We start from the raw sequence: 24,995 nt of genomic DNA on the forward strand, positions 1-24,995 counted from the left end.
TGCAGCAGGTACCAAGATTACGCTACAAAACATCGGCCCGGATTCACCTTTTGGTGGCGGAACCCCCGGGGTGGATTTCGATCCGGCTGACCCCGACACCACTGGTCAGGTAATGCAGTTTCGTGTTGCACCGATTAAGGGTGCCGACAGCAGCATCGCGCCAAGCAGCTTACAACTGCCTGCGATCACACGCATTTCCGGTAACCCGGTTGTTCGCCATCTGTCACTCAATGAGATGGAATCCGGCACGGTTTACATTCCTGTCGACACCACGGGTACACCGATATTGAACAGCCGCGGTGAGCTCGTCGCAGTACCCAAGGATACCGTTGGTGCAGGCATGTTCGGCCCGGAGAAAGCTGAATTGGGAACCATGGTGAATGGTGCCCCCGTACCTAGCCTCTGGATGGATCCGATCAGCACTACTCCCGCGGTAGGTCAGGTCGAAGAATGGGTGCTCTACAATTTCACTGAAGATGCCCATCCTATCCACTTACATCAAGTGCAGTTCGAAGTGATAGAGCGGATCGATCAAATGGGAACGAGTACAGGTCCAGAACCTTGGGAAACCGGCTTCAAGGACACGATCATCGCCTATCCGGGTGACGGCGTAAATCCGGCGATTACTCGCGTCAGAGCCAAATTTGACATCATTGGACTTTTCGCTTGGCACTGCCATATCCTTTCGCATGAGGACAACGAAATGATGCTTCCGATTAGAACCGTAGCACCATAGCGCGGAAAAACAATCTCGGATGAGTCAAAGAAAGCCGCGGCTTGGTGTTGCGGCTTTCTCGTTTATTGATTCAGCTATTGATTGTTACACGAAAGTATCTGATCAAATACATGACTGATGTCATCGATAGTCTACATTGGGTTGAGGGGTGTTACCGAGGTGTACTGCAAAAAATGGAATCCGACGATTTAAGCAACGAGTAGATTGACATCGTACGCTGTATCAATTGCAGAGGTGACAAACAACGTTGGTGCCGGGAGGGGGAATCGAACCCCCATGAAGTCGCCTTCGCGGGATTTTGAGTCCCGTGCGTCTACCAATTCCGCCATCCCGGCTAGATTATCTGCTGATATTCGATCCACAGAAGGCGCAATTATCACTGAAAACCGCCAGTACAGCAAGCTGCATGGGCGGAAACATATTGCGACGGTATAATAGGCGGCATGAAAACTCAGGATTTTGATTTTTACCTGCCCGCCGAACTGATCGCACAATTCCCCGCCGAGCAGCGCACCGGTAGTCGTTTGCTTTATCTGGATGGTATCGATGATTGCTGGCAGGATACGTTGTTTTCCGATCTGCCAGATTATTTGCGTGCCGGAGATGTCATGGTGTTTAACGACACGCACGTGATCAAGGCTCGCTTGTTTGGCAAAAAAGACAGCGGTGGCAAGGTGGAAGTCATGGTGGAGCGAGTGTTGGATGACCACCATGTGTTGGCGGCTATTCGCGCGAGTCATGCACCCAAACCGGGGACGAAATTGCTGTTGGCTGATGCGATTCCGGTGACTGTGATCGGGCGCGAGCAGGAATTTTACACGCTACATTTCGAGCATGAAAAAACCGTCGCGGAATTACTGGCGTGTTATGGTCAGTTACCGCTGCCTCCTTATATTGCCCGACCGGCTACTGCCGCTGACGAAGCGCGCTATCAAACGGTTTACGCCAAGAATTCAGGGGCTGTTGCGGCACCGACCGCCGGATTGCACTTCGATGTCGGCATGATGGAGCGATTACGTACCATGGGCGTTATCATTGCTTACGTCACGTTACATGTCGGTGCGGGCACATTTCAGCCGGTACGGGTTGAGAATATCGCCGATCACACCATGCATAATGAAACCTACCACATACCGCAAGCCACCGTTGATGCAATCCGTCAGGCTAAAACAGCGGGCGGGCGCATTCTCGCCGTAGGCACGACCTCATTGCGCGCGCTGGAAGCCTGTGCAGCGCTGCATCAAGGGCGGTTGGTTGCAGGTTTTGGGGATACGCGGATTTTTATCACGCCGGGCCATCGTTTCCAGGTTGTCGAGCGCTTATTAACCAACTTTCATTTGCCTTGTTCGACACTGCTGATGCTGGTTTCAGCGTTTGCCGGTATGGAAAATATTCAGCGCGCTTATCACCACGCCGTGGCACAACGCTATCGTTTTTTTAGTTATGGGGATGCCATGCTTATTGAGAGGAAGTCATGAAGTTTCAATTACATTCCACCGATCATGCCGCTCGTCGCGGCACGTTGACTTTGGCGCACGGCACGGTCGAAACGCCGGTTTTCATGCCGGTGGGTACTTACGGCGCGGTTAAAAGCATGTCCCCAGCCGCACTGCAAGCAACGAACGCACAAATCATTTTGAGCAATACCTTTCACCTGTGGTTGCGGCCCGGGCTGGAGGTCATTCAGACACATGGCGGATTGCACGATTTCATGGGCTGGCGCGGGCCGATATTAACCGACTCGGGCGGATTTCAGGTATATAGCCTGGGGGCGTTGCGCAAAATCACCGAACAAGGCGTGCAATTCAAGTCACCGGTGAATGGCGATAACTGTTTTTTGTCGCCGGAAGAATCGATGCGCATTCAACGTACGCTCAATTCCGATATCGTGATGATATTTGATGAATGCACGCCTTATCCGGCGGATGAGACCGTTACCCGCATTTCCATGGAACTCAGTCTGCGCTGGGCGGAACGCTCCAAACTGGCACATGGCGATAATGCCAATGCGTTGTTCGGTATCGTGCAAGGCGGTATGTATGAGCATCTGCGCGACCAATCGTTTGCCGGTTTGGCCCAGATCGGTTTTGACGGCTATGCTATTGGCGGACTCTCCGTCGGGGAACCCAAGGCTGACATGCAGCGTATCCTCAAACATACTGCGCCGCTGTTGCCTGCTGATAAGCCGCGTTACTTGATGGGTGTGGGCACACCGGCAGATATCGTCAATGCAGTGGCGCAGGGGATTGACATGTTTGATTGCGTGCTGCCGACACGCAATGCCCGCAATGGATGGCTGTATACACGTCATGGCATTATCAAATTGCGTAATAGTCAGTATCGCCTGGATACATCGCCACCCGATGAGCAGTGCGGCTGCTATACCTGCCGGCATTTCAGCCGTGCCTATTTGCATCATTTACAGCGCATCAACGAAATGCTCGGTGCGCAGTTGAACACTGTTCACAATCTGTTCTATTACCAACAATTGATGGCGGAAATTCGCACCGCCATAGAAAACCAGCAATTTGAAGAATATGCACAAGAATTTCAGGCATAAGCGGTCATCATGCTAATATGTGCTTTTTTTAATCAAAGTTTCCGGAGAAATTTATGCTGATTAGTGATGCATTTGCTCAAGCTGCTGCGCCGGCGCAATCTGATGCCAGCAGTTTAATAAGCTTATTACCGATGGTCGGAATACTCGTCATTTTTTATTTTCTGTTGATCCGCCCACAATCAAAACGCGCCAAAGAACATAAACAAATGGTGGAAGCACTGCAACGCGGCGATGAGGTGATCACTAACGGTGGCATATTGGGCTTGGTCGTTAATGTCAGTGAGGGTTATGTGATTGTTGAAATTGCGCCGAGTGTAGAAGTCACTTTACAGAGATCCTCGGTGCAAACCTTATTGCCCAAAGGAACGTTGAGGAGTATTGAACCCAAAGGTGGAAAAACACCCAAAACCAAAATAGCCAAAACAGCCACTGCAGAAAGCAATCCAGCCGAAGGTGTCAACGCAGTTTCAGAAAACAAAGATACTGAAGCCGAGAAAGCTATCGAAAAGAAATAATCGTTCATGACACAGAGAAAAATTGCTATCACTAGCATCTATCTTTGCATGCTTTCTTTACCCCTTATTATTTAATACCTAACTGATCTCATGAATCGCTACGCACTTTGGCAATACCTGATTATTGTGGTTTCGCTTGTTCTTGGCTTACTGTATACCTTACCCAATTTTTATGGCGAATCACCCGCGGTACAGATCTCTCCACTACGCAGCTCCATAAACGCTGACAGCGCCTTGCTGCAGCGCGTCGAAGATGCATTGAAACAGGCCAGCATCGTGACGGATGGCATCCTGCTGGAAGGCAACAGTATCAAAGCACGTTTTGCTGATACTGATGTACAAATCAAAGCAAAAGACCTGCTCGAATCAACATTGGGTAATGACTATGTCGTTGCACTGAATCTGTTGCCCAATTCTCCCGCATGGTTGGCCAATCTTGGCGCGTTGCCGATGTACCTGGGGCTTGATTTACGTGGCGGCGTGCACTTCATGCTGGAAGTGGATATGGATGGTGCGCTTGAAAAGTCACTGGATCGCTACAGCGCTGATATTCGCAATACGTTACGTGAACAAAAAGTCTCTTATGCAGGACTTGAGAAACAAGGCAAAAAACTGATCCTGAAGTTTCGCGATAGTGAATCGCGCGCCAAAGCACAAGCTGAATTGAAATCAAATTACCCTGATCTCGGCTTCAGTGAAGAACAGGTCGATAACCGGTTTCACCTTGTGACTGTGATCAAGCCCGAAGCCCAAGTACGCATGCAGGATTCAGCCGTGATGCAGAACATCACGACATTGCGTAATCGTGTGAACGAATTAGGTGTGGCTGAACCCATCATTCAAAAAGCCGGAGCGGATCGTGTCATCGTGCAATTGCCCGGCGTACAGGATACCGCCAAGGCCAAAGATATATTGGGACGAACCGCCACGCTGGAAATACGCATGGTCGACGACGAGCGTGATCTCGATGCAGCGATGCGCGGCAAAGTGCCATTTGGTACCGAGCTTTACACGGAGCGTGGTGGCAGCCCACTGTTAGTTAAGAAACAAGTATTACTGACCGGTGAACGCATTACCGATGCTCAACCAGGTTTCGATAAAGACAATCAGCCGGCAGTGCATATCAATCTGGATGGCAGCGGTTCACGTATTTTCAAGCAATTGACGCGCGATAATGTCGGCAAACGAATGGCGATTCTTTTGATTGAAAAAAATAAAGCTGAAGTCGTTACTGCACCGGTTATTCGTGAAGAAATAGGCGGCGGGCGTGTGCAGATCAGCGGCCGCATGACCAACATAGAAGCGCGCGATGTGGCATTGTTACTGCGTGCCGGTGCACTGGCGGCACCCATGGATATCATTGAAGAGCGTACAGTCGGTCCAAGCCTCGGTGCTGAGAATATTGCGCGTGGTTTTAATTCGACACTCTATGGATTCTTGGCTGTTGCCGTTTTCGTCGCAATTTATTACACAGCCTTTGGTGTGATCTCAGTCATCGCTCTGGCACTCAATATATTGCTGCTCGTTGGTTTGTTATCCATTATGCAGGCCACACTCACTTTACCTGGAATGGCTGCGTTAGCATTGACTGTCGGTATGGCAATTGATGCGAATGTCCTGATTAATGAACGTATCCGGGATGAATTGCGCGCCGGCGCTTCCCCGCAGCTCGCCATTCACGCCGGATTTGAGCGGGCATTCGGCACCATTGTGGATTCCAATATTACCACCTTGATTGCCGGTATTGCCTTGTTTGCCTTCGGTTCAGGCCCGATCAAGGGATTTGCGGTAGTCCTTTGTCTGGGTATTCTCACTTCAGTATTCACAGCGACTTTTGTATCGAGAGGCATGGTAAACCTGATATATGGCAGCCGTCGCAGACTGGATCGCGTCCCTATCGGAAAAATATGGATACCCCAGCAAAGTCCGGTTATCGATAAAATGATATCCGACGATGATGATATTGATGAAGTGAAGGCCGATACCACGAAAAAAATCAAAGATCCGATAAAAGCAGGAAACAGTGAACCAAAGCCTGTTGACTCAGTTAAAGCCGAAATTGACACAAGTCATCAAGCTGATAGCAACGTTCCGGCCCAACCCGATGAGAAGGTTGCTGGTAAAGCAAAAAGCAAGCGCAAGCCAGCGGCCACCAAACAACCCAAACAGCAATAATCGGTTAATAAGGAAGTAACTCATGGAATTTTTTAGATTTAATCGTGACATTCCCTTTATGAGCTGGAGACGGCAAGGGGCTGTTATTTCGATCGTTACATTTATTCTTTCTGTTTTCTTTATTGCCACAAAAGGGCTAAACCTCGGCGTGGATTTTACCGGCGGGACTGTGCTGGAAGTAAGTTACAGTCAGACAGCCGATCTCGGAAAAATAAGAAGTGTGTTGTCGGATTTGGAAATGTCGGATGCCAGTGTGCAGAACTTCGGTACTTCGCGGGATGTGCTGATACGCTTACCCATTAAACCGGAGACTTCCAGTGCACAGCTGTCTGAAACCGTTCTGAGTGCGCTTAAGCAGGCTGATTCCTCGGTGGAAATGAAACGTGTGGAATTTGTCGGCCCGCAGGTGGGTGAAGAATTGCTCGAAAATGGCGCATTGGCCTTACTGTTTGTTTCATTGGGCATCGTCGCCTACTTGGCTGTGCGGTTCGAATGGAAATTCGGCGTAGCGGGCATTATCGCGAATTTGCACGACGTGGTTATCATCGTCGGTTGTTTTGCATTTTTTCAGTGGGAGTTTTCACTGACCGTATTAGCCGCTGTATTGGCCATCTTGGGTTATTCCGTCAATGAATCCGTGGTTATTTTTGATCGTATCCGGGAGAATTTCCGTAAGCAACGCAGAGCGACGCTGATACAAGTCATCGATAACGCCATTACGCAAACTATGTCACGCACCATCATCACGCACGGCAGCACTCAAATGGTTGTGATTGCGATGCTGCTGTTTGGCGGTGAAGTGCTGCACTATTTTGCGTTGGCACTAACGATCGGGATTTTGTTTGGTATCTACTCATCCATTATGGTCGGCAGCTCGATTATCATGCTACTCGGTGTTAAGCGAGAAGATCTCGTTAAGATAGAAAAGAAACCGCTCGAGAATGACGGCGCTGTCGTGTAGAGGCTGCTAACAGCTCAAGTAATCATTAATTGCCGGTGTTGTTTACCAACTGTATGGGTTTCGGTCTATCGCTTTATTTCACATGAAATTTTTTTGTTATCCACAAATTCTGTGGATAAGTTTGTGAATAACCGTCTGGTATATGCAACTAATCTATGTATTTCTAAGGGTTTATTTAGGTTGCTTAAAAATTTGACACTTTAATTATGTGTCACTTATCAGGTGGTTATGTATTGCTTATAGTTCTTTGGACGATTGGTTGAGATGATTTTTATAGCCTTCCTGGATTGTGGATTATTTGCAATGTCAAGTGAAAAATATAGGAATAATGTTTATTGCTGAGGATTAAAGTAATTCCTGATTTTTTATAAATGCGAATGATATGAGCTGCCTATAAAATTGAAGGGCCATCGGGTGAGTAATCGAATCAAGCATTACGAAAGCGCGAATGTTTAACGATCAGGATCGTGATGAGCGGTAATACAAAACCGATGATGGTGACGGTAATCAATAAGTGTCCCAGCTCACTATAATCCGCCGGTATTGTCACCTCACCGACGGCATCCTTTACTTCACGCTTCACTTCATACACCTGATTCAGATACTTGGTTCCCAATTGCGAAGCCGACAAAGCCAAGTTGGTGAAAGACGCCATGACCGCAAAAAAGGTGGCTTTGAGTTTTTCCGGGGCGGAATTCGCGATCCAGGCCAGCATCGGAATCATGGCAATCTGGCCCAGTGGTGATTCCAACGCGGTGTCGATCAACACGATAAAACGCGCATCGACCATACCGCCCGTCATTGCGGCGGTCCATTCATGCAGGCCGAAGTACATGCCAATGATGGGAAACGACAAGAAGGTACCCACGATGGTCAGAAAACCGATGATATAAGCAATTGAGCGCTCCGCCATGAAGCGGCGGAAAATGAACATACCGAACAGCGCCAATACTGCACCCACTAAGGATAGTACCGCAAGAAATTGTTGATCAAAGCCCAATGTGTCGATCATCCACCAAGTAGAACCTGCACCAGGCCCGGGAATCGCACGAAAAACGAATATCATCACGGCCGTTCCGACCAATACATTGCGCGCATCAGGCTCAAGTTCATCGGTCAATCGCCACATCAGAAATACGACAATAGCCATGGAGATCAAGAAAACAATCTCTTCTCCACCCGATATACGGCTTACGCCGACACCCAATGACATAACCGTAAAAACCAATCCGCCACCCAGAATCCACCAGTTAATCGCAGGTGATTCTGCATGCATGCCGAGTAACGCATCGACTGCCTGCTGGCTGTGCCCTAGCGCCAAAAAGCGCTTGCGTTCGCGCCGCTGTAACCAGGAGGCAAAGACCACACCGAAAATCGACACGAGCGGAATAATCAACGCCAGCTCATAGACCAATAAATACACGGCTTCTTTTTCAGCTTCCGGCAATGTCCCCGCATCGCGCAGTAAAAAAACATTGGCCACGGATACCAGCACCCCACCGCCGATGATGGCGACACGCCCCAAGGTTTGCATGGTGACATGCATGAGCTTGCGTTTTTCCGCATCCAGCTTCTGGCCGTTCTCGTCGACACGCGGTACCGCTTCAACGGTCATCGCGTCCGCCACCACATCTTGCAACACATAACCGATCGGCGCGAGCAGGGCTGATAGTACATACCAGGTTTCAATCGATGCCGTTGCAGCCATCGTTTCGGTATGTCCAAGCAATCCGATCATAATGAGCAAGCTCAACATGATCAAACTGGCGCCTAAATACACCAGCAGACCTTTCCAGCGCCACACCAGATCAACCAGATGACCCAGCGGCATTTTCAGCGCCCACGGCAACATCATCCAGAACCCCAGCATGGCTAAGAATTCGGCGGAAAGACCCAATTTTTCTTTGACGTAGAACGTGCCCACAATGCCCGTCAGACCAGAAATACCTGCGGCGACATAAACCATGAGCGGTGGCAGATAAGACAGTCGCATTTCCCGCCCTAATGCAAGAATATTAGCGCTAAACCACTGGGCGATCACGGATAGAAATCCGTTGGATGGTAATAGATTCTTCATCATTAATTCGCTATGTCTCCAACAAAACGCTCGTCATTACCACAAATATTAATCATTTAATCCAAGTCCGAATCTTTTCACTTCTGTCTGGGGCGCACACCCACTTTAATTGGAATGGACTTTTCCTGCTTACTGCGAATCACCGTCACAGTCACTGTGTTGCCAGGCGGCAATGCCGCCACCAAATTCAGCAACTCCGATGAGCTTGTAACCGGCTTACCTTCGACAGCAATCAAGATATCACCCGGTTTGATGCCTGCTTGATCGGCCGGGCCATCTTTCAGTACGCCGGCGATTAAAGCCCCAGTCAAATTGTCTAGACCAAACGATTCGGCCAGATCCTGCGTCATATCCTGCATGCTGACACCCAGCCAACCACGGATCACGCTGCCGGACTGAATGATTTGTTCCATAATCTGTTTGGCCACATGCGTGGGAATGGCAAAACCAATGCCCAGTGAGCCACCGGTACGAGAATAAATCGCCGTATTGATGCCGATCAAGTTGCCTGATGTATCCGTCAATGCACCACCGGAATTACCCGGATTAACCGCTGCATCGGTTTGAATGAAATTTTCAAAGGTATTGATTCCCACCCGGCTTCTACTCAATGCGCTAACGATTCCCATGGTAACACTTTGCCCGACGCCAAACGGATTACCGACCGCCAGCACAACGTCGCCGACTTTAACTTGTTGTGATTGACCAAACGTAATCGCCGGCAAGTCATTTAACTTAACTTTTAACACCGCCAAGTCAGACTCAGGATCCGAGCCGATCATGCTGGCTTTGGCTTTTCTACCATCGACCAATGCCACTTCCACTTCATCTGCCGCTTCGATCACATGATGATTGGTCAATATATAACCATTCGGACTGACAATGACACCGGAACCCAGGCTGGATGTACGCCGCGGGCGCGTTTCAAACTGCTCGCCAAAGAATTGGCGAAATGTCGGATCATTCAACAGCGGATGCGCAGGTTCGCTGATTTCTTTGCTGGTAAATATATTAACCACCGACGGCATGGCAATCTCGGCCGCTTTGGCATAACTGTCGGGCCTTTCGGTGTCGACCACCGGCGCAACTTCCTTAACCGTCACGATTTCCCCGCGCGGCTTCCAAGGCAATAATTCAGGCCGCAATGTGGAAACTACAAAAAAAATAGCCAGCAATACTGTCGCAGTTTGTGCAAAAATCAACCAGAATCTGTACATGTAAACGTTTTTCTCCCCAATTAAAATGGTTGTGGCAATATCGCTTATTGAATGGTCTAGAACCAAAGGAAAGATCTATGCATCGAGATGAACTTGAGAACCATCTAAATCAATTATTGGAAATATCCCGCTTTCATGATTATTGCCCAAATGGCTTGCAAGTGGAAGGGCATCATACCATTCACACCCTCGTCAGTGGTGTCACCGCTTCACTTGATCTGCTGCAAGCGGCAATAACGGCCAAGGCGGATGCCATTCTGGTTCATCATGGTTATTTCTGGCGCGGTGAAGACATGCGTATCACCGGCATGAAAAGTCGTCGTATCGCGTTGCTAATGACCCATGCCGTCAATTTATTTGCCTATCACCTGCCGCTCGATGTGCATCCGCAATTCGGCAACAATGCATTGCTGGGAAAAAAATTGGGACTGATTGAAACAGGGCGTTTTGGCGACCAGGATATTGCCGTTCAGGGAGAGCTCACCCAAGCGACCACTTTGAATGCCTTGGGTGAAAAAATATCACGGACTTTGTTGCGCAAACCCATGATGATCGGCGATCGGAACAAAAGCATTCACCGCATTGCATGGTGTACCGGTGCTGCGCAAAGCTATTTTGAAGCAGCGATCCGGCAAGGGGTTGACGCATTCATTACCGGCGAAATCTCGGAACAATCAGTACATGCTGCGCGTGAATCCGGTGTTGCATTTATCGCTGCGGGACATCACGCCACCGAACGCTACGGCGTGCAAGCACTGGGGGATCACATTGCGCAAAAATTCGGCATCCGGCACCAGTTTATCGATATCGACAACCCGGTGTGATGTCATGGCTCAGCATTGACGCGACACGATATAATGACAGGTAGATACTATTTTAGTCTTTGTTCTCATCGTCCTTCTTTTTCTTACCCGAAAACATGGTCCACCAGATAATAAAAAACAATAAAACCAATACCACTGCCGCTTCAACTGCAAGTAACCACATAATTTAAGATTGCCATAAAATTAAAAATCAGGCCGCCACTGTAACCAATATTTGATGAAAAACCAATTAAGTTTTATTTTAATCATTGCGCTCTTGCTGCTGACCGCTTGTTCTACCGGAACAATCAGCCCTACCCCGGCACCCAGCCAGCCAGCCGAGTCCGTCACGCCGCCACCGCCCGAAAAGCCGGCCAAGAAATCAATCCATAAACGTGCGCCATGGTCTGCGCTGACCGATTGGGCGAATGATGATCTGCTACCCGCGTGGCAGGCTTTTCTGAAAAGCTGCACGGTCTTGAGCAAACAATCCCTCTGGCAAGAAACCTGCGGAGCCGCTGCATCGTTACAAAAACCCACTAACGCAACACTGAGGAATTTTTTTGAAACTTACTTCATCCCTTACCAGGTCATCAATATCGATAACTCTGAAGAAGGATTGGTTACGGGTTATTACGAACCTTTACTCAAAGGCAGCCGTAAACCTTCAAAACGTTATCGTCACCCGATTTATGCCGCGCCCAATGAACTTCTGACCATCGATTTAGGCGCAGCCTATCCAGAACTGAAAGATCTGCGCTTACGCGGCCGCCTGGATGGACGCAAGATTGTCCCCTATTACACCCGCGCCGAAATCATGAATAACCCGAGCATACTGAATGGTTATGAATTCTTGTGGGTAGAAGACGAAGTGGAATTATTTTTCCTGCATGTTCAGGGATCGGGACGAATCGTTTTCGATAATGGTGAAGTGATGAAAATCGGTTTCGCCGATCAAAACGGCCACCCGTACAACTCGATTGGCAAAGTATTGGTGCAACGCGGCGAATTGGCCCTGGAACAAGCATCCATGCAGGGAATCAAGCAATGGGGGCAAAAAAACCCCACTAAGCTGCCCGAGTTGCTGCAACAAAACGCACGCTACGTATTTTTCCGTGAACTGCCCGCCGACTTATCGGGACCAATCGGTGCCATGGGTGTACCGCTGACGGCCGGCAGAAGTATCGCCATCGATCCACTGTCAATCCCGCAAGGCGCGCCGGTATTCCTGGCAACCACCTGGCCCAACACCTACAAACCACTCAACCGCCTGATGGTGGCGCAGGATGTCGGCAGCGCCATCAAAGGTGGAATACGCGCCGATTTCTTTTGGGGATTTGGTCAGGAAGCCGGTAACCAGGCAGGCAAAATGAAACAATCCGGAAAAATGTGGGTACTGATGCCGCGTGACTACGCAGTGCCTGATTGACGCAACCATAAAAGAGCTTGCTGCAAAATTCAGCTAGCTCTTTAAATATTCTTTAGTTAGGAACCCCTCTGAAAGATCCCCGTCTGTCATTCCGAGCGTAGTGAGGAATCTTCTGTAATCAATATCCATAGATTTCTCCCATCGCTCGAAATGACAGCTGCCCGCAAGCCCCCTAAACAAAATCCACCGTCAAGTTATGTCCAACCAGCAACACCGCATCATCATGTGTATACGCATGATAATAACCGAAGCCGCGGCTGCCGCCATCGACCCAACCACCATCTTCCACAATGACGTGGCCTGCGGTATTGCCATTAACTCTCAGGGTATTGGTGGTATCCGACAGATTAAGCAAATCGGCTGCAGTGAGCGTCAGCGTATTGTCGCCCTTGCCGTACAAGCAGATGGTTTCGATGCCGCTGATGTGATCACCGGAATCCGCCAAGTTCAGATCCAGGCCGTTACCGGCAAGATGCAACACATCGTTGCCCGCGCCACCATCGACCGATGCGAAATCGAGATCAATCACGGTAATCTTGTCATTTCCCGCGCCAGCTTCAAAAATATCCGCTCCGCCAAGGCCGAACATCCTGTCATTACCTTCACCGGCTTCAAAGATTTCTGCCGCCGGGGTGCCTTTGAGAGTGTCATCCCCCGGAGTACCCTCAATCACATTGCCGCCGCCAAAGCTGTTTCTGCCAAATATTACGTAACTGGAGCCGGATAAAGAACCATTCGGATCAGCATAGGGAGCACCAACAAGCAAATCGTCAAAACCATCACCGTTAACATCCCCGGCTCCGCTAACTGAGCGACCGGATATATCATAAGCCGCCCCACCATCCAAGCGGAAACCACTTTTGCTGTCGAGGTTGGACAAATCAATTACGGCATCAAAGCCAGAAGCCTTGCCAAACACCACGTAACTGGAGCCGGATAAAGAACCATTCGGATCGGCACCTGGAGCACCGACAATTACATCATCAAAACCATCACCGTTGATATCTCCAGCGTTCCTGGCCAAACGACCCAATTCGTTACCTATTGCTCCGTCCAGGCGAAAACCATTGCTGCCATCAAGACCAGACAAATTGATCGCCGCATCAAAACCGGAAGACTTGCCAAAAACCACATAACTGGCGCCATTCTGACCAACGCCGGGGATACCGATAATTAAGTCATCAAAACCATCTCTGTTAATGTCCCCGGCATTGCTCACCGACCTACCCGAATAATCACCAAAAGCCCCATCCAAGCGGAAACCGTTGCTGCCATCGAGACTAGCCAAGTCTAGCGTGGCATCAAAACCGGATGCCTTGCCAAAAACCACATAACTGAAACCAGAGTTACTGCCATACGGATCAACTCTAGAAGCGCCAATAATCAAATCATCAAAACCATCACCATTGACATCGCCCGCGCTGCCGACCGATGCACCCCCTCCATACAAGCGAAAACCGGTGTTGCCATCGAGACCAAAGAGGTCCATGTTGGCGCTAAAACCGCTAACCTTACCAAACACTACAAAAGCATTTTCAGTGTAGCTGTATCGGTAACCAATAATCACATCATCAAAACCATCGCCATTGACATCTCCCGCACTACTGACTGAACCACCCACGCCATATGCGCCATCCAGGCGAAAACCGTTGTTGCCGTCGAGGCTGGATAAATCCATCGCCGCATCAAAATCTGCAGCTTTGCCAAATACCACGCTGGCACCAACACCGTTGGTACCCATTATCAAATCAGCAAAACCATCACCGTTCACATCGCCTGCACTGTCAACCGAAAAACCTGACTGATCGCCTGCTTGCGCTCCATCCAGACGAAAACCGTTGTTTCCATCCAGACTGGACAAATTAAGCGGGGTACTAAAATCGGAGGTCTTGCCAAACACGACATAACTAGCTCCAGAATCGCTACCACTTGAATCCGCCTTTGGAGCACCAACAATCAAATCATCAAAACCATCATCATTGACATCGCCCGCACTGCTCACCGAATACCCAGAATAATCACCCGCAATTATCCCGTCTAAGCGAAAACCGTTATTGCCGTTGAGATTGGATAAATCGATTATGCCCGAAAGTGGGAAGTCAGTACCTATCGCCGTGTCGACCTGCAATACCGCTTCGCCTTGGGTATAAGTGTGATAGCCTTCCGAAATACCACCATCTATCCAGCCAAGACCAAGCCCAACAATAGTATCGCCAGAATTTCCCTCTACTTTCAGAGCATTGTCGGTATCGGACAGATTGAGTAAATCTCGTACGGTTAGCGTCAAGGTATTGCTACCGCTACCCGTGAGGTCAATGCGTTCTATTCCGCTGATCTTTGTACGCGAACTAGCTAAGCTCAAATTTAAATCACTGCCAGTCAGCACCAAAATATCGCTGCCTGCGCCACCATCCGCTAACTGAAAATCCAGATCCGGTATTTCAATACTGTCGTTGCCTTCTCCACCATGAAAAACATCCGCACCGCCACCGCCAGACATCTTGTCATGGCCGTTGCCGGCCACGAATCGTTCTGCTTCAAGGGTGCCATCAATCAGATTGTCAGCTTCCGCTGTACCTGGGAAAGTTACTGCGTTGGTAAAATCGCCGCCAAACACAACATAACTGGAGCCAGATTGCGTCACGCCATTCGAACTGGCTTCTGGAGCACCAATGATCAAGTCATTAAAACCATCACCATTGACATCGCCTGCATTACTAACCGCAAAACCAGATTTGTCACCTGCTGCCACTCCATCCAGACGAAAACCCGCATTTTCATCCAGATTAGACAAGTCCAGAACAGCACTAAAACTGAAAGCTTTGCCATATACAACATAACTGGAACCAGAACCATCTCCTTTGACATCATTTCCGCCGGCAATCAAGTCATCAAAACCATCGCCATTGACATCCCCTGCATTACTGATAGGTCCATTCGATCCATTCAACCGAAAACCGGTATTGCCGTCCAGATTCGCCACATCCAGGGTAGCACCAAAACCTGAAGTCCTGCCAAAAATCACGCTACTGCCAACAATGAAATCATCAATACCATCACCGTTAACATCCCCTGCATTACTGACCGACTTATTACCTTCTCCAATTATCCTGAAACCGGTGTTATTATCTAAGCTCCTCAGGTCTAGTTTGGCATTAAACCCTGACGCTTTGCCAAATACCACATAATCAATCGGTCCGAAAGTACCGACAATTACATCATCAAAGCCATCGCCATTGATATCTCCCGCATTGCTGACCGAATATCCAGCAAAGTCATCGAAATTCCCCACTATGCGGAAACCATTGCTTCCGGATGTACCCGTTTCGCCAGGTCATGGATTCTTGCCAAATATCACAAAACTGCCGCCTCTTCCAATACCTCCATCTGTCAAATAACCATCGGCATCAATAATCACATCATCCAACCCGTCGCCATTGATGTCACCTGCACTGCTCACCGACCTACCAAAATTACTGTATGTTCCTCCACCCATATGAAAACCGGAGTTCTCATCCAAACTGGATAAATCCAGCGCGGCACGAAAACCCGAAGCCTTGCCAAATACTACATAGCTAATACCCGATATATTACATTCATCACAAAATGCAACCGCCGGCGCACCAATAATTACATCATCATAACCATCACCATTGGTATCGCCCGCACCACTGACCGATGAACCTGATAGCTCCAAAATATGCTCTGTCCCCCCATCCAAGCGAAAACCATTGTTGCCATCCAGACTGGAAAGTGCTACCGCAGCACTAAACCCTGAGGCTTTCCCAAATACTACGTAGCTGGAGCCTAGAGGAAAACCATAATCTTTGCTTGGATTGGCATGAGGCGCGCCAACTATGACATCATCATAACCATCACCATTCACATCTCCCGCGTTGCTAACTGAATAACCTGAATGATCACCTCTCTGTCCGCGCCACAATGAATCCGCCACCCCATCCAAGCGAAAACCGTTATTACCATCCAGACTGGATAAATTGATAACCTTCATAAACAATTTCTCCTTAACATTACTTTTAGCTTTCATCCGCAATCAAGATGACAAAGAATCTAGGATTCAAAAAAACTTACCCCGCTTTTGCTACACTCTTGTTTAAAAGATATTACTATGAGATATATTCTTAAAGAATATTTAAGCCTTCTTATTCATTCTCTACTTATTCTAAAAAACTGATTTGATCTATGACAACATCCGTTAATGTTCTCATCCTGGGCTATGGTGAAATGGGGCAAGCGATGGAATATCTGCTCAAAGATCGCCATCCGTTGGATATTTGGGAGAAATTTCCAAGAAATAATTTTGCGTCAGCCAATTTGGAAGAAAGTGCACCTGCGGCGGACGTTGCGCTGTTTTGTTTGCCGGTCAATCCGCACCGTGAAGTTGTTCAGCACATCGCGCCACTACTCAAAAAAACTTGCCTGTGCGTCAGTATTGCCAAGGGATTGGATGAAACCGGAAAAACCGCCGCGCAAATCTTTGCGGAAAACCTGCCGGCGCATCAGCCTTATGCATTACTGTACGGCCCGATGATTTCCGAGGAAATCCGTGCCGGGCGATATGCGTTTGGTCAATTGGGTTGCCACGATGTTGCGGCATTTCACGTCATGCAGAATTGCTTTCGCAACACCAGACTGTACATCGATCACACTTTTGATATCACCGGTATCAGCTGGTCGGTGATTGTAAAAAATGTTTATGCCATGGCATTTGGCATGGCCGATGAACTCAAATTGGGTGACAATGTACGCGGTTTTCTTGCTGTCGCGGCTTTGCAAGAACTGAATCTAATCGTCTGTACAATGAACGGACAATCCGGCAGCCCCTATCATTTGGCAGGATTAGGCGATCTCATTACTACAGCGACCAGCGAAAGCTCGCATCACCATGAATTAGGACGCAGACTGGCGAGAGAAGAAACCGACGATATTTCCGGCGAAGGCCCGCACACCTTAAAGATGATTAACCAACATCAGCTATTCGACACCCGGAAATATCCGCTTTTCCAATTAATCAATTCGATTGTGCAACAGCCGCGCGATGTGCGTCTGAAATTCGATGATTATCTCAAGGATAGCTATCGGCGCTAACTCAGTAAGGAATACCGTTCGGTATTCTATAAAGCCTGTAGTTTCAACCGGACTAGCGGTTTCCGGCTAATCCGCTTCTGTCATTCCGAACGCAGTGAGGAATCTTCTGTAATCAATATCCATAGATTTCTCCCATCGCTCCAAATGACAGCTGCCCGCAAGCCCCCTAAGCAAAATCAGTTGTTACATTAATTCCGACAAGCAATATCGCATCACCACCGAAAGCGGTATACGTATGGAAATTACCATGGATGCCGCCATCTTCCCAGCCACTGCTTAGTCCAATGATACGATCGCCCGCATTGCCGTTCACTTTCAGCGTATTGCCGCCATCCGAAATATTGATCACATCCCCTGCAGTTAACGTCAGGGTATTATCACCGGTGCCAAACAGGGAGATGGTTTCGATGCTATCGATTTTACTGGTTAAGTTGGCCAGATTGAAATTCCAACCGCTACCTCCCAATGCAAGGGTATCCTTGCCAATGCCGCCATCCACAAATTTAAAATCAAGATCCGACACTCTGATATAGTCGTTGCCCGCGTCGCCAAAAAACTGATCAGCACCACCACGCCCCAGCATGTTGTCATTACCGGCGCCGGCTTGAAAAATTTCTGCCGCTGACTTGCCGACGAGTTTATCGTTTCCAGGTGTGCCTGTAATTACCTCGACGTTGTCAAAATCGTTACCGCCAAACACCACATAACTGGAGCCGGAGGAAATGCCGTTCTGAGCGCCACCATCAGCACCGATAATCAGATCGTCAAAACCGTCGCCGTTGACATCCCCCGCATCACTAACCGAATTACCCGACCCATGAATCGTGCCATCCAGGCGAAAACCGTTGCTGCCGTCGAGATCGGCTGGATTCAATGTGGCACTAAATCCCGAATTCTTGCCAAACACCACGTAGCTGGAACCCGAAGTGTCACCATTAGGATCGGCTCCGGAGGCACTTACAATCAAGTCATCAAATCCATCGCCGTTGATATCCCCCGCAGTGCTAACGGATCTACCAAAGTTATCAAACGCAGAAACACCATCCATACGAAAACCGTTGCTGCCATTCAGATCGGTCAGGCTTGACGTGGCACTAAATCCCGAGCCCTTGCCGAATACCACAAAACTAGAGCCAGACCGGCTGCCGTTTACATTGGTCAGATGGGCGCCGATGATTACATCGTCAAAACCGTCGCCGTTGATATCTCCGGCACCACTTACCTGTATATCCTCATAATTTCCTGTCAAACGAAAACCTACATTACCGTTACGACTGGGTAGGTTCATCGCTGCGCTAAAACCTGACGCTTTACCAAACACCACGTAACTGGTATTGCCGCTACCGCCGTCGTTGTAATTACCAACAATCACATCACCAAAACCATCACCGTTGACATCTCCTGCGCTACTCACCGAATGCCCCGCTTCGTCGTACTTTGCCGTTCCATTCAAGGTAAAACCATTTTGTCCATCCAATTTAAACAAATCAATTATTGATATAGCCACATTCAAAAATTCCTACAAAAAAGATTACATGATCATCATAGCGCTCGCGCTCCTAAATTCAACATCCCAGGAGAAAATCTATTAATAATAAAAAGATATATAAAAAATCACAAAAATTCTTCTGTGGTAACAGGAAAAACTCACAGATGACTTTATTAGGCATTTTCCTACACGGGAGTAAAGCCTTACTCATTTTCCAGGATAGCTTTCCCGTCATGCAGTATCTAAGGAAACTCTGAATAATTCATGTTTGTCATTCCGAACAAAGTGAGGAATCTTTGTGAATCAATGTCATAGATTTCTCGCTGCGCTCGAAATGACAGTTATTCAGAGTTTCCCTAAAATTCCCTCACGATCTGCTCACGTTAGCCAACTAAACAACCACCGGTTTAATACCTTAGATAAACAATAAAAAAGCCTGCTGAGTTTATTCAGCAGGCTTTCTCGGGTTGACACAGTGCAAATTTATTTCTTAGCTTTTCCCTTTGCGCCCGCATCGTCTGCGTTATTGAGTTTTTCTTCGATCACAGCAGCGGGAATCATGCCGCCGACCACCGAACCATCGGCGAAAATCAATGTGGGCGTACCCGATACTTTGTTTTCACGGCCTGATTTCAACACAACTTCCAACGGCGTTTCACAATCCTTGCCGGTAGGTGCCACGCCTTTCAGCATAAAATCATCCCACGCCTTGATTGGATTACTGGAGCACCAGATTTTCTTGGATAGCTCCATCGATCCGTTGAGCACCGGGTAGAGCAGCGTATAAATGGTCACATTGGTAATGTTCACCAGTTCTTTTTCCAACTGCTTGCAGTACGGACAATTAGGGTCGGTAAAAATCGCCACTTGACGTGTGCCGTCACCTTTCACGACCTTGATCGCCGATTGCAATGGCAGCGAATCCAATGGAACGCGACGTGCCGCCTTGATCTCTTGAATACGCTCATTGGTCATGCTGGTGCGGGTTTTAGTATCAATGATATGGCCAAAGAAGAAATAGCTGGCTTTGTCGTCGGTATAAAATAATTCTTCGCCCACAATCACCTCATACAGACCAAAATAAGGCGTTTTCTTCACGCTATCGATTTTATGACCTTCGAAATGCGGTTGAACAGCTTTCCGCACGGTTTCCTCATTTGCCCATACCGCTGCAGAAAAAAAACTTAAGGCCAGGATTGTAATGAAAAGCTTCAAGCGTATCGCCATAACGACTCCAGTTTAAAAAATGAAATTTAATTCAGCGCGTGCTGCATCAATCGGTTCTTAATCAGAGGCAAGTGATTGGTTATTTCAAGCCCCAGATTGCGCAAGCGAGCGAGTGTCGGATTTGAATTGTTGAATAATTTTTGCAAACCATCCGTCACGAGTTCCAATGCCAGAATATCTTCTTTTCGTGCCAACTCATAACGCCGCAACAACATAAAATCGCCGCAATCCGTTCGCATGCCGCGCGCATTGAGGATTGCCGCAAGTTCGCGCGTATCACGCAACCCCAAATTGACCCCCTGACCGGCAAGCGGATGAATGCCATGCGCTGCATCACCGATCAACACCAAGCGTGGCTTCACCAATTGATTCACATGCACGAAATTTAATGGAAAACCCACCGGCGGCGTAATCAGTTGCAGTGCGCCCAGGGTATAGGAAGAGGCTTCTTCCACGCACCGGCAAAGTTCTTCCGCCGGTAAATTACGCAGCACATCGGCGTGCTGCTCCGTGGTAGACCACACCATCGACACTCGCTTATCCGGTAGCGGCAACAACGCCAGCACCCCATCCCGCCTAAACCACTGATAAGCAATGTGACGATGCGATAATTCCGTACTGAAATTGGCGACCACGCCAATCTGGTGGTACGCCCGCCGCGATTCCTCGATATCCGCTTGCCTGCGCACCCAGGAATTCACGCCATCCGCACCCACCACCAGTGACGCTTCAAGCTGGCTACCATCCTCCAACTGCACTTCCACACATGATTCCTGCCATAGCAACGAAACGCATTTTGCAGGACAAAGGATTTGTATATTTTCGTTGGAAGATTTAAGCACCTCCCAGACTGCTGCTTGCAACTGGCGATTTTCAGCGATAAAAGCCAGTTCGGACAGACCAATCTCATACGCGCTGAAATTAATATGCGCGCTATTGTCATCACCGAACACCGCCATTTCATAAACCGGCGCCACACGTTCGTCAGCCAACAGCTGCCAGATTCCCAGGCTTTGCAAGAAAACCGCGCTCCCGGGACTTATCGCATACACCCGGCTATCCCAACTTGCATCTTGCGGCAATGGCGCAGCTTCATGCGGCTCTATTAATGCTATTTTCAGGCCGCTGTCTTTCAGTGCAGCCACCAAGCTTGCACCAACGAGTCCGCCGCCGATCACGATAATATCGAATTTCATGAGGCTGATTATACAGCCGCTTTGTAATGGACGGGTAATACAAACTGCACCCTCAATGAATATGCTTTTTTATTGATTGTTTGGTGCATCAGGTGAACTTGTATTTTGGATTGATGAATTTTAATTCTGAACACGTATTCAAAGCGCAAACAAACATCGCTCAATCCCATGAAAACACGCATAAACCCTTGTCAAGTCACATTTTTGATCTTGACAAGCCATCCCCCCAAAGGCAAAATGCTGCCTCTTGCGGTATAGCGCATGGCGAATTAGCTCAGTGGTTAGAGCAGCGGAATCATAATCCGTTGGTCCGGGGTTCAAATCCCTGATTCGCCACCGCGAATTAGCTCAGTGGTTAGAGCAGCGGAATCATAATCCGTTGGTCCGGGGTTCAAATCCCTGATTCGCCACCAAATAAAACAAGCACTTAGGGATTTATTTTCTTAAGTGCTTTTTGTTTTTCACACTTGTGTAGCCATTATGCAAGAAAACAAATTCAACATTAAACAATAAGAAAAGCCCTCGCCCGGTTTTGGGGCCGGGCGCTACTGTAAGGGGATGTTTTATTTGGCACAGAAATGAAACATTACCGAGAGTATAATGCGCATTTTTGCACATAGCATATGGCCACGTCAGATAGCAAATCAAAAACTGCCACCACTAAAGAAGGTTCTCTCGGTGTATTAAGTTTAGCTGCGCTGGGTGTAGTTTATGGGGACATCGGCACAAGTCCTCTGTATGTCATGAAGACCGTTTTTGATCCTGCACATGGGCTTGCTATTACTGATAACAACATCATTGGAGTCATCTCGCTTATCTTTTGGGCAATCATGATGGTAGTAACGGTCAAGTATGTAACATTGATGCTGCGCGCAGACAATCATGGAGAAGGCGGCATCATGGCATTGCTGTCTCTTGCCAGCTCATCAGTCGTCAATCGCCCTCAGCTGCATCATATTCTTTTTATGATCGGCGCATTTGGAGCAGCGCTTTTCTACGGAGATGGAGTGATTACGCCCGCCATATCCGTGTTGAGTGCAGTGGAAGGATTGGAGGTGGCAACCCCGCTGTTCCAGCCATATATAATACCGATTACACTCACTGTATTGATTTCACTTTTTCTTATCCAGCAACGTGGCACAGGTGGCATTGGCGCGATGTTCGGGCCTATAACACTCATATGGTTCATTACGCTTGGATTTGTCGGCACAATAAACATCGCTGCGGCACCAGAAATTTTGCAAGCTTTAAATCCGCTGTTCGCTTTCACCTTTTGTCTGCACAATGGCTTACTCGCTTTTATTGCATTTGGCGCAGTAGTATTGGCGGTGACAGGAGGCGAGGCGCTATATGCCGACATGGGGCACTTTGGGAAAAAACCGATTCGCCTGGCTTGGTATGGATGTGTACTTCCTGCGTTAATATTGAACTACTTAGGACAGGGAGCGCTTCTGCTCACTGATGCATCGGTCATTTCCAATCCTTTCTTTTTGTTGTTCCCATCGTGGGCGCTTTATCCAGCAGTAGCATTGGCAACCGCAGCCACCGTCATTGCATCGCAAGCAGTGATTTCCGGTGTTTTCTCGGTAACAAGACAAGCCATCCAGCTAGGATTTTTACCGCGCATGCAGATAAGACACACCTCCGACCAAAAGATAGGTCAAATATATATCCCATTCGTTAATTGGGTTCTATTAGCGGCAGTGATCATGGCTGTCGTGGGATTCGGCTCTTCATCCAATCTTGCATCGGCGTATGGAGTAGCTGTCACGGCAACAATGGTGATTGAGACCATTTTGACTTTTTTTGTGCTTCGTTTCGCTTGGAAGTACCCTTTAATTGTGGGCATATTAGCAACTGCTTTTTTCTTGATCATCGACGCTACATTTTTTGCCGCTACGATATTGAAAATATTCCAAGGCGGCTGGTTTCCCCTAGTAATCGGCGCAATCATCTTTTTTGTCATGATTACGTGGAATAGTGGGCGTAAACTTATGCTGGAGAAATTGCGTTCAGATGATATTGCTCTTGAGCCATTTTTAGAGTCACTCCTAGCACACCCACCAGTACGCGTAGCCGGAACATCTGTTTTTGTCACGGCTAATTCAAAGGGTGTGCCGCACGCACTACTGCATAATCTCTCTCATAACCAAGTTTTGCATGAATGTGTGGTGTTCTTGACCGTAGATTACCGGGAAATTCCCAGGGTTCCTGATGAAGAACGAGTGTCTGTAAAACCCCTCATCGGAAACTGCTACCAGATCAAGGTTCATTATGGGTTTAAAGACGAACCAGACTTACCGCTCGCGCTAGCAATGTGTAAGCAGCCTGGGCTTGAATTCGAGCCGCTTAAAACATCCTATTTTCTGAGTCGTGAAATTATTGTACCGACTCCAGGTAATGGCATGACTCAATGGCAGGAGCGGATTTTTTCAACTATGGCGAGAAATGCCAGTAATGCTGCAGAGTACTTTAATTTACCCGCCAATCGCGTTCTTGAATTGGGTACGCGAATCGAAATTTAATATTATTGTTTGAAATAAGAAAAATTTAGATATCAAATTCTGCGTCCGTACCCAATTACCTTGCCAATCACTGGAAGCGATCGGGCGGCTAAAGCATCCAGCTCTTCTTCATACACCGGATTATCGCTCTTAATGATCACAGATGTGAGGAATGTCTTATTGGGCAAAAAATAGAACGAAAATATCAAATCCAATTCATCGCTCTGTAATAAATGTCCCTCAGAATGGTCGATACCAGCTAGCGCATCCTTTTCTTCCATGTCGGATGGCTGGTAGCTTCCAACCCAGCGCATTGACTTCTCCGTCCAATTCCTAGTGCGCTGGGTTTTTTATTGATTTTGATCTATGGGTGGAACTGTAGTAGTCGCAACACCCCGGCCCTCATCTTGGGTATTTTGGCATTGGAATCCATCCTTCTATGGTTCCAATCCTCGCCCGGCTTTGGGGCCGGGCGCTACCCAACATACCGACGAGCGCATTGAAATCCTTATGTGCCATCCGCAGCATTGCACGCGCTTGCTCAAGGTCGGCCATGCAACACTCTTCCTTCACGGTGCGCCCTACCAACGACATGATTCAAAGAGTTTTTCCAGTGCTCGAACTCATCCCGGCTGTACAAGAGAATATCCTTGGAGATCGCCAACCCTCTTAACGCCATATACAAGCGCGCCGCTTCCTTCCTGCGGCTGCGCTGCGGCGAGAATGGTTCAGTTTCAACGATGAGCAAATCAACATCGGAGTCAGCCCGTGCATCACCCCGCGCACGCGAACCAAAGAGGATAATCGCCTCCGGGGAAACCTCACGGACGATAGTTTCCACCATTTGATGCAACAGGGCTTCTTCGTTACTGGAATAGACTTGGGTCATTTCGTTTATCTCGTATACTTGAGCTTGTTAGTTGTAAGAAATCTCAGGGTTGTTTACAGAGAGGTTGATTAAAATAAGCGTTGAGTATTTCATAAGGGGTTGCATTAT

At 48.2% G+C, this 24,995-nt stretch carries 20 protein-coding genes and 3 tRNA genes; 12 read left to right on the forward strand and 11 right to left on the reverse strand.

All coding sequences use genetic code 11. The features are described from left to right. On the forward strand, window positions 1–736 hold a 736-nt coding region (locus tag Q0K92_RS10555), incomplete at its 5' end, for a multicopper oxidase domain-containing protein (protein ID WP_297325768.1). 248 nt (window positions 737–984) lie between these two features. On the opposite strand, the gene Q0K92_RS10560 is transcribed toward Q0K92_RS10555, so the two are convergent. Continuing rightward, window positions 985–1,071: transfer RNA gene (locus Q0K92_RS10560), tRNA-Leu, on the reverse strand. Between the two features lie 108 nt (window positions 1,072–1,179). Here Q0K92_RS10560 and queA point away from each other — a divergent pair. The 5 genes from queA (at window position 1,180) to secF (ending at window position 6,947) form a co-directional block, all read left to right on the forward strand. After that, window positions 1,180–2,214 (forward strand): tRNA preQ1(34) S-adenosylmethionine ribosyltransferase-isomerase QueA, encoded by a 1,035-nt coding sequence (gene queA / locus Q0K92_RS10565; protein WP_297325769.1) that lies wholly within the window; start codon window positions 1,180–1,182, stop codon window positions 2,212–2,214. Next, a complete protein-coding gene (gene tgt, locus Q0K92_RS10570; protein ID WP_297325770.1) occupies window positions 2,211–3,296 on the forward strand; it encodes a tRNA guanosine(34) transglycosylase Tgt in 1,086 nt (361 codons plus the stop codon). The genes queA and tgt overlap by 4 nt, the downstream gene beginning before the upstream one ends. Before the next feature lie 53 nt (window positions 3,297–3,349). Beyond that, a complete protein-coding gene (gene yajC, locus Q0K92_RS10575) occupies window positions 3,350–3,811 on the forward strand; it encodes a preprotein translocase subunit YajC (protein WP_297325771.1) in 462 nt (153 codons plus the stop codon). A gap of 90 nt (window positions 3,812–3,901) precedes the next feature. After that, window positions 3,902–5,986 carry a protein translocase subunit SecD gene (secD, locus tag Q0K92_RS10580; RefSeq protein WP_297325772.1) on the forward strand — a complete coding sequence of 695 codons (2,085 nt, stop codon included), beginning with the start codon at window positions 3,902–3,904 and terminating at the stop codon, window positions 5,984–5,986. Window positions 5,987–6,008: 22 nt separating this feature from the next. Beyond that, window positions 6,009–6,947 (forward strand): protein translocase subunit SecF, encoded by a 939-nt coding sequence (secF, locus tag Q0K92_RS10585; protein WP_297325773.1) that lies wholly within the window; start codon window positions 6,009–6,011, stop codon window positions 6,945–6,947. Window positions 6,948–7,374: 427 nt separating this feature from the next. Here secF and Q0K92_RS10590 read toward each other — a convergent pair whose 3' ends face one another. Both Q0K92_RS10590 and Q0K92_RS10595 read right to left on the reverse strand, forming a co-directional pair. Beyond that, window positions 7,375–9,024 carry a hypothetical protein gene (locus Q0K92_RS10590; protein ID WP_297325774.1) on the reverse strand — a complete coding sequence of 550 codons (1,650 nt, stop codon included), beginning with the start codon at window positions 9,022–9,024 and terminating at the stop codon, window positions 7,375–7,377. A gap of 77 nt (window positions 9,025–9,101) precedes the next feature. After that, window positions 9,102–10,241 (reverse strand): Do family serine endopeptidase, encoded by a 1,140-nt coding sequence (locus tag Q0K92_RS10595; RefSeq protein WP_297325775.1) that lies wholly within the window; start codon window positions 10,239–10,241, stop codon window positions 9,102–9,104. A gap of 77 nt (window positions 10,242–10,318) precedes the next feature. Between Q0K92_RS10595 and Q0K92_RS10600 the strand changes: the two genes are divergently transcribed. Then, a complete protein-coding gene (locus Q0K92_RS10600; RefSeq protein WP_297325776.1) occupies window positions 10,319–11,065 on the forward strand; it encodes a Nif3-like dinuclear metal center hexameric protein in 747 nt (248 codons plus the stop codon). Window positions 11,066–11,282: 217 nt separating this feature from the next. Then, window positions 11,283–12,473, forward strand: a complete 1,191-nt coding sequence (locus Q0K92_RS10605; protein ID WP_297325777.1) for a murein transglycosylase A — start codon at window positions 11,283–11,285, stop codon at window positions 12,471–12,473. A 172-nt stretch (window positions 12,474–12,645) separates the two neighbouring features. On the opposite strand, the gene Q0K92_RS13090 is transcribed toward Q0K92_RS10605, so the two are convergent. Both Q0K92_RS13090 and Q0K92_RS10620 read right to left on the reverse strand, forming a co-directional pair. Beyond that, window positions 12,646–15,765: an integrin alpha gene (locus tag Q0K92_RS13090; protein WP_366084317.1), complete on the reverse strand. Its 3,120-nt coding sequence runs from the start codon at window positions 15,763–15,765 to the stop codon at window positions 12,646–12,648. 42 nt (window positions 15,766–15,807) lie between these two features. After that, a complete protein-coding gene (locus Q0K92_RS10620; protein ID WP_297325778.1) occupies window positions 15,808–16,485 on the reverse strand; it encodes an integrin alpha in 678 nt (225 codons plus the stop codon). A gap of 191 nt (window positions 16,486–16,676) precedes the next feature. On the opposite strand from Q0K92_RS10620, the gene Q0K92_RS10625 reads away from it, so the two are divergent. Continuing rightward, window positions 16,677–17,582 carry a hypothetical protein gene (locus Q0K92_RS10625; protein ID WP_297325779.1) on the forward strand — a complete coding sequence of 302 codons (906 nt, stop codon included), beginning with the start codon at window positions 16,677–16,679 and terminating at the stop codon, window positions 17,580–17,582. A 166-nt stretch (window positions 17,583–17,748) separates the two neighbouring features. Here the strand turns inward: Q0K92_RS10625 and Q0K92_RS10630 are convergent, their stop codons facing one another. From Q0K92_RS10630 to Q0K92_RS10640, 3 genes are all read right to left on the reverse strand, one after another. Beyond that, complete coding sequence (locus Q0K92_RS10630; RefSeq protein WP_297325780.1) at window positions 17,749–19,089, reverse strand: hypothetical protein; 1,341 nt, start codon at window positions 19,087–19,089, stop codon at window positions 17,749–17,751. 465 nt (window positions 19,090–19,554) lie between these two features. Then, window positions 19,555–20,298: a DsbC family protein gene (locus Q0K92_RS10635; protein ID WP_297325781.1), complete on the reverse strand. Its 744-nt coding sequence runs from the start codon at window positions 20,296–20,298 to the stop codon at window positions 19,555–19,557. A gap of 26 nt (window positions 20,299–20,324) precedes the next feature. Then, window positions 20,325–21,494 carry a UbiH/UbiF family hydroxylase gene (locus tag Q0K92_RS10640; RefSeq protein WP_297325782.1) on the reverse strand — a complete coding sequence of 390 codons (1,170 nt, stop codon included), beginning with the start codon at window positions 21,492–21,494 and terminating at the stop codon, window positions 20,325–20,327. A gap of 263 nt (window positions 21,495–21,757) precedes the next feature. On the opposite strand from Q0K92_RS10640, the gene Q0K92_RS10645 reads away from it, so the two are divergent. The 3 genes from Q0K92_RS10645 to Q0K92_RS10655 all read left to right on the forward strand — a co-directional run bounded on the left by Q0K92_RS10645 (window position 21,758) and on the right by Q0K92_RS10655 (window position 24,019). Continuing rightward, window positions 21,758–21,830 (forward strand) — tRNA-Met (locus Q0K92_RS10645). A gap of 1 nt (window position 21,831) precedes the next feature. Then, window positions 21,832–21,907: transfer RNA gene (locus tag Q0K92_RS10650), tRNA-Met, on the forward strand. Window positions 21,908–22,117: 210 nt separating this feature from the next. After that, a complete protein-coding gene (locus tag Q0K92_RS10655; protein ID WP_297325783.1) occupies window positions 22,118–24,019 on the forward strand; it encodes a potassium transporter Kup in 1,902 nt (633 codons plus the stop codon). Window positions 24,020–24,051: 32 nt separating this feature from the next. Here the strand turns inward: Q0K92_RS10655 and Q0K92_RS10660 are convergent, their stop codons facing one another. The 3 genes from Q0K92_RS10660 to Q0K92_RS10670 all read right to left on the reverse strand — a co-directional run bounded on the left by Q0K92_RS10660 (window position 24,052) and on the right by Q0K92_RS10670 (window position 24,896). Then, window positions 24,052–24,312, reverse strand: a complete 261-nt coding sequence (locus Q0K92_RS10660) for a hypothetical protein (RefSeq protein WP_297325784.1) — start codon at window positions 24,310–24,312, stop codon at window positions 24,052–24,054. 88 nt (window positions 24,313–24,400) lie between these two features. Continuing rightward, window positions 24,401–24,553 carry a hypothetical protein gene (locus tag Q0K92_RS10665; RefSeq protein ID WP_297325785.1) on the reverse strand — a complete coding sequence of 51 codons (153 nt, stop codon included), beginning with the start codon at window positions 24,551–24,553 and terminating at the stop codon, window positions 24,401–24,403. Next, window positions 24,540–24,896: a nucleotidyltransferase domain-containing protein gene (locus tag Q0K92_RS10670; RefSeq protein WP_297325787.1), complete on the reverse strand. Its 357-nt coding sequence runs from the start codon at window positions 24,894–24,896 to the stop codon at window positions 24,540–24,542. The genes Q0K92_RS10665 and Q0K92_RS10670 overlap by 14 nt, the downstream gene beginning before the upstream one ends. Window positions 24,897–24,995 lie beyond the last annotated feature (99 nt).

The organism is Nitrosomonas sp. (assembly GCF_024282095.1).
In the GTDB taxonomy this organism is placed as follows: Bacteria; Pseudomonadota; Gammaproteobacteria; order Burkholderiales; family Nitrosomonadaceae; genus Nitrosomonas.

Coding starts and splice junctions, on each gene's coding strand:
- queA (WP_297325769.1), top strand. CDS start 1,180: ATGAAAACTCAGGATTTTGATTTTTACCTGCCCGCCGAACTGATCGCA.
- tgt (WP_297325770.1), top strand. CDS start 2,211: ATGAAGTTTCAATTACATTCCACCGATCATGCCGCTCGTCGCGGCACG.
- yajC (WP_297325771.1), top strand. CDS start 3,350: ATGCTGATTAGTGATGCATTTGCTCAAGCTGCTGCGCCGGCGCAATCT.
- secD (WP_297325772.1), top strand. CDS start 3,902: ATGAATCGCTACGCACTTTGGCAATACCTGATTATTGTGGTTTCGCTT.
- secF (WP_297325773.1), top strand. CDS start 6,009: ATGGAATTTTTTAGATTTAATCGTGACATTCCCTTTATGAGCTGGAGA.
- Q0K92_RS10590 (WP_297325774.1), bottom strand. CDS start 9,024: ATGAAGAATCTATTACCATCCAACGGATTTCTATCCGTGATCGCCCAG.
- Q0K92_RS10595 (WP_297325775.1), bottom strand. CDS start 10,241: ATGTACAGATTCTGGTTGATTTTTGCACAAACTGCGACAGTATTGCTG.
- Q0K92_RS10600 (WP_297325776.1), top strand. CDS start 10,319: ATGCATCGAGATGAACTTGAGAACCATCTAAATCAATTATTGGAAATA.
- Q0K92_RS10605 (WP_297325777.1), top strand. CDS start 11,283: ATGAAAAACCAATTAAGTTTTATTTTAATCATTGCGCTCTTGCTGCTG.
- Q0K92_RS10620 (WP_297325778.1), bottom strand. CDS start 16,485: ATGAAGGTTATCAATTTATCCAGTCTGGATGGTAATAACGGTTTTCGC.
- Q0K92_RS10625 (WP_297325779.1), top strand. CDS start 16,677: ATGACAACATCCGTTAATGTTCTCATCCTGGGCTATGGTGAAATGGGG.
- Q0K92_RS10635 (WP_297325781.1), bottom strand. CDS start 20,298: ATGGCGATACGCTTGAAGCTTTTCATTACAATCCTGGCCTTAAGTTTT.
- Q0K92_RS10640 (WP_297325782.1), bottom strand. CDS start 21,494: ATGAAATTCGATATTATCGTGATCGGCGGCGGACTCGTTGGTGCAAGC.
- Q0K92_RS10655 (WP_297325783.1), top strand. CDS start 22,118: ATGGCCACGTCAGATAGCAAATCAAAAACTGCCACCACTAAAGAAGGT.
- Q0K92_RS10660 (WP_297325784.1), bottom strand. CDS start 24,312: ATGCGCTGGGTTGGAAGCTACCAGCCATCCGACATGGAAGAAAAGGAT.
- Q0K92_RS10665 (WP_297325785.1), bottom strand. CDS start 24,553: ATGGCCGACCTTGAGCAAGCGCGTGCAATGCTGCGGATGGCACATAAG.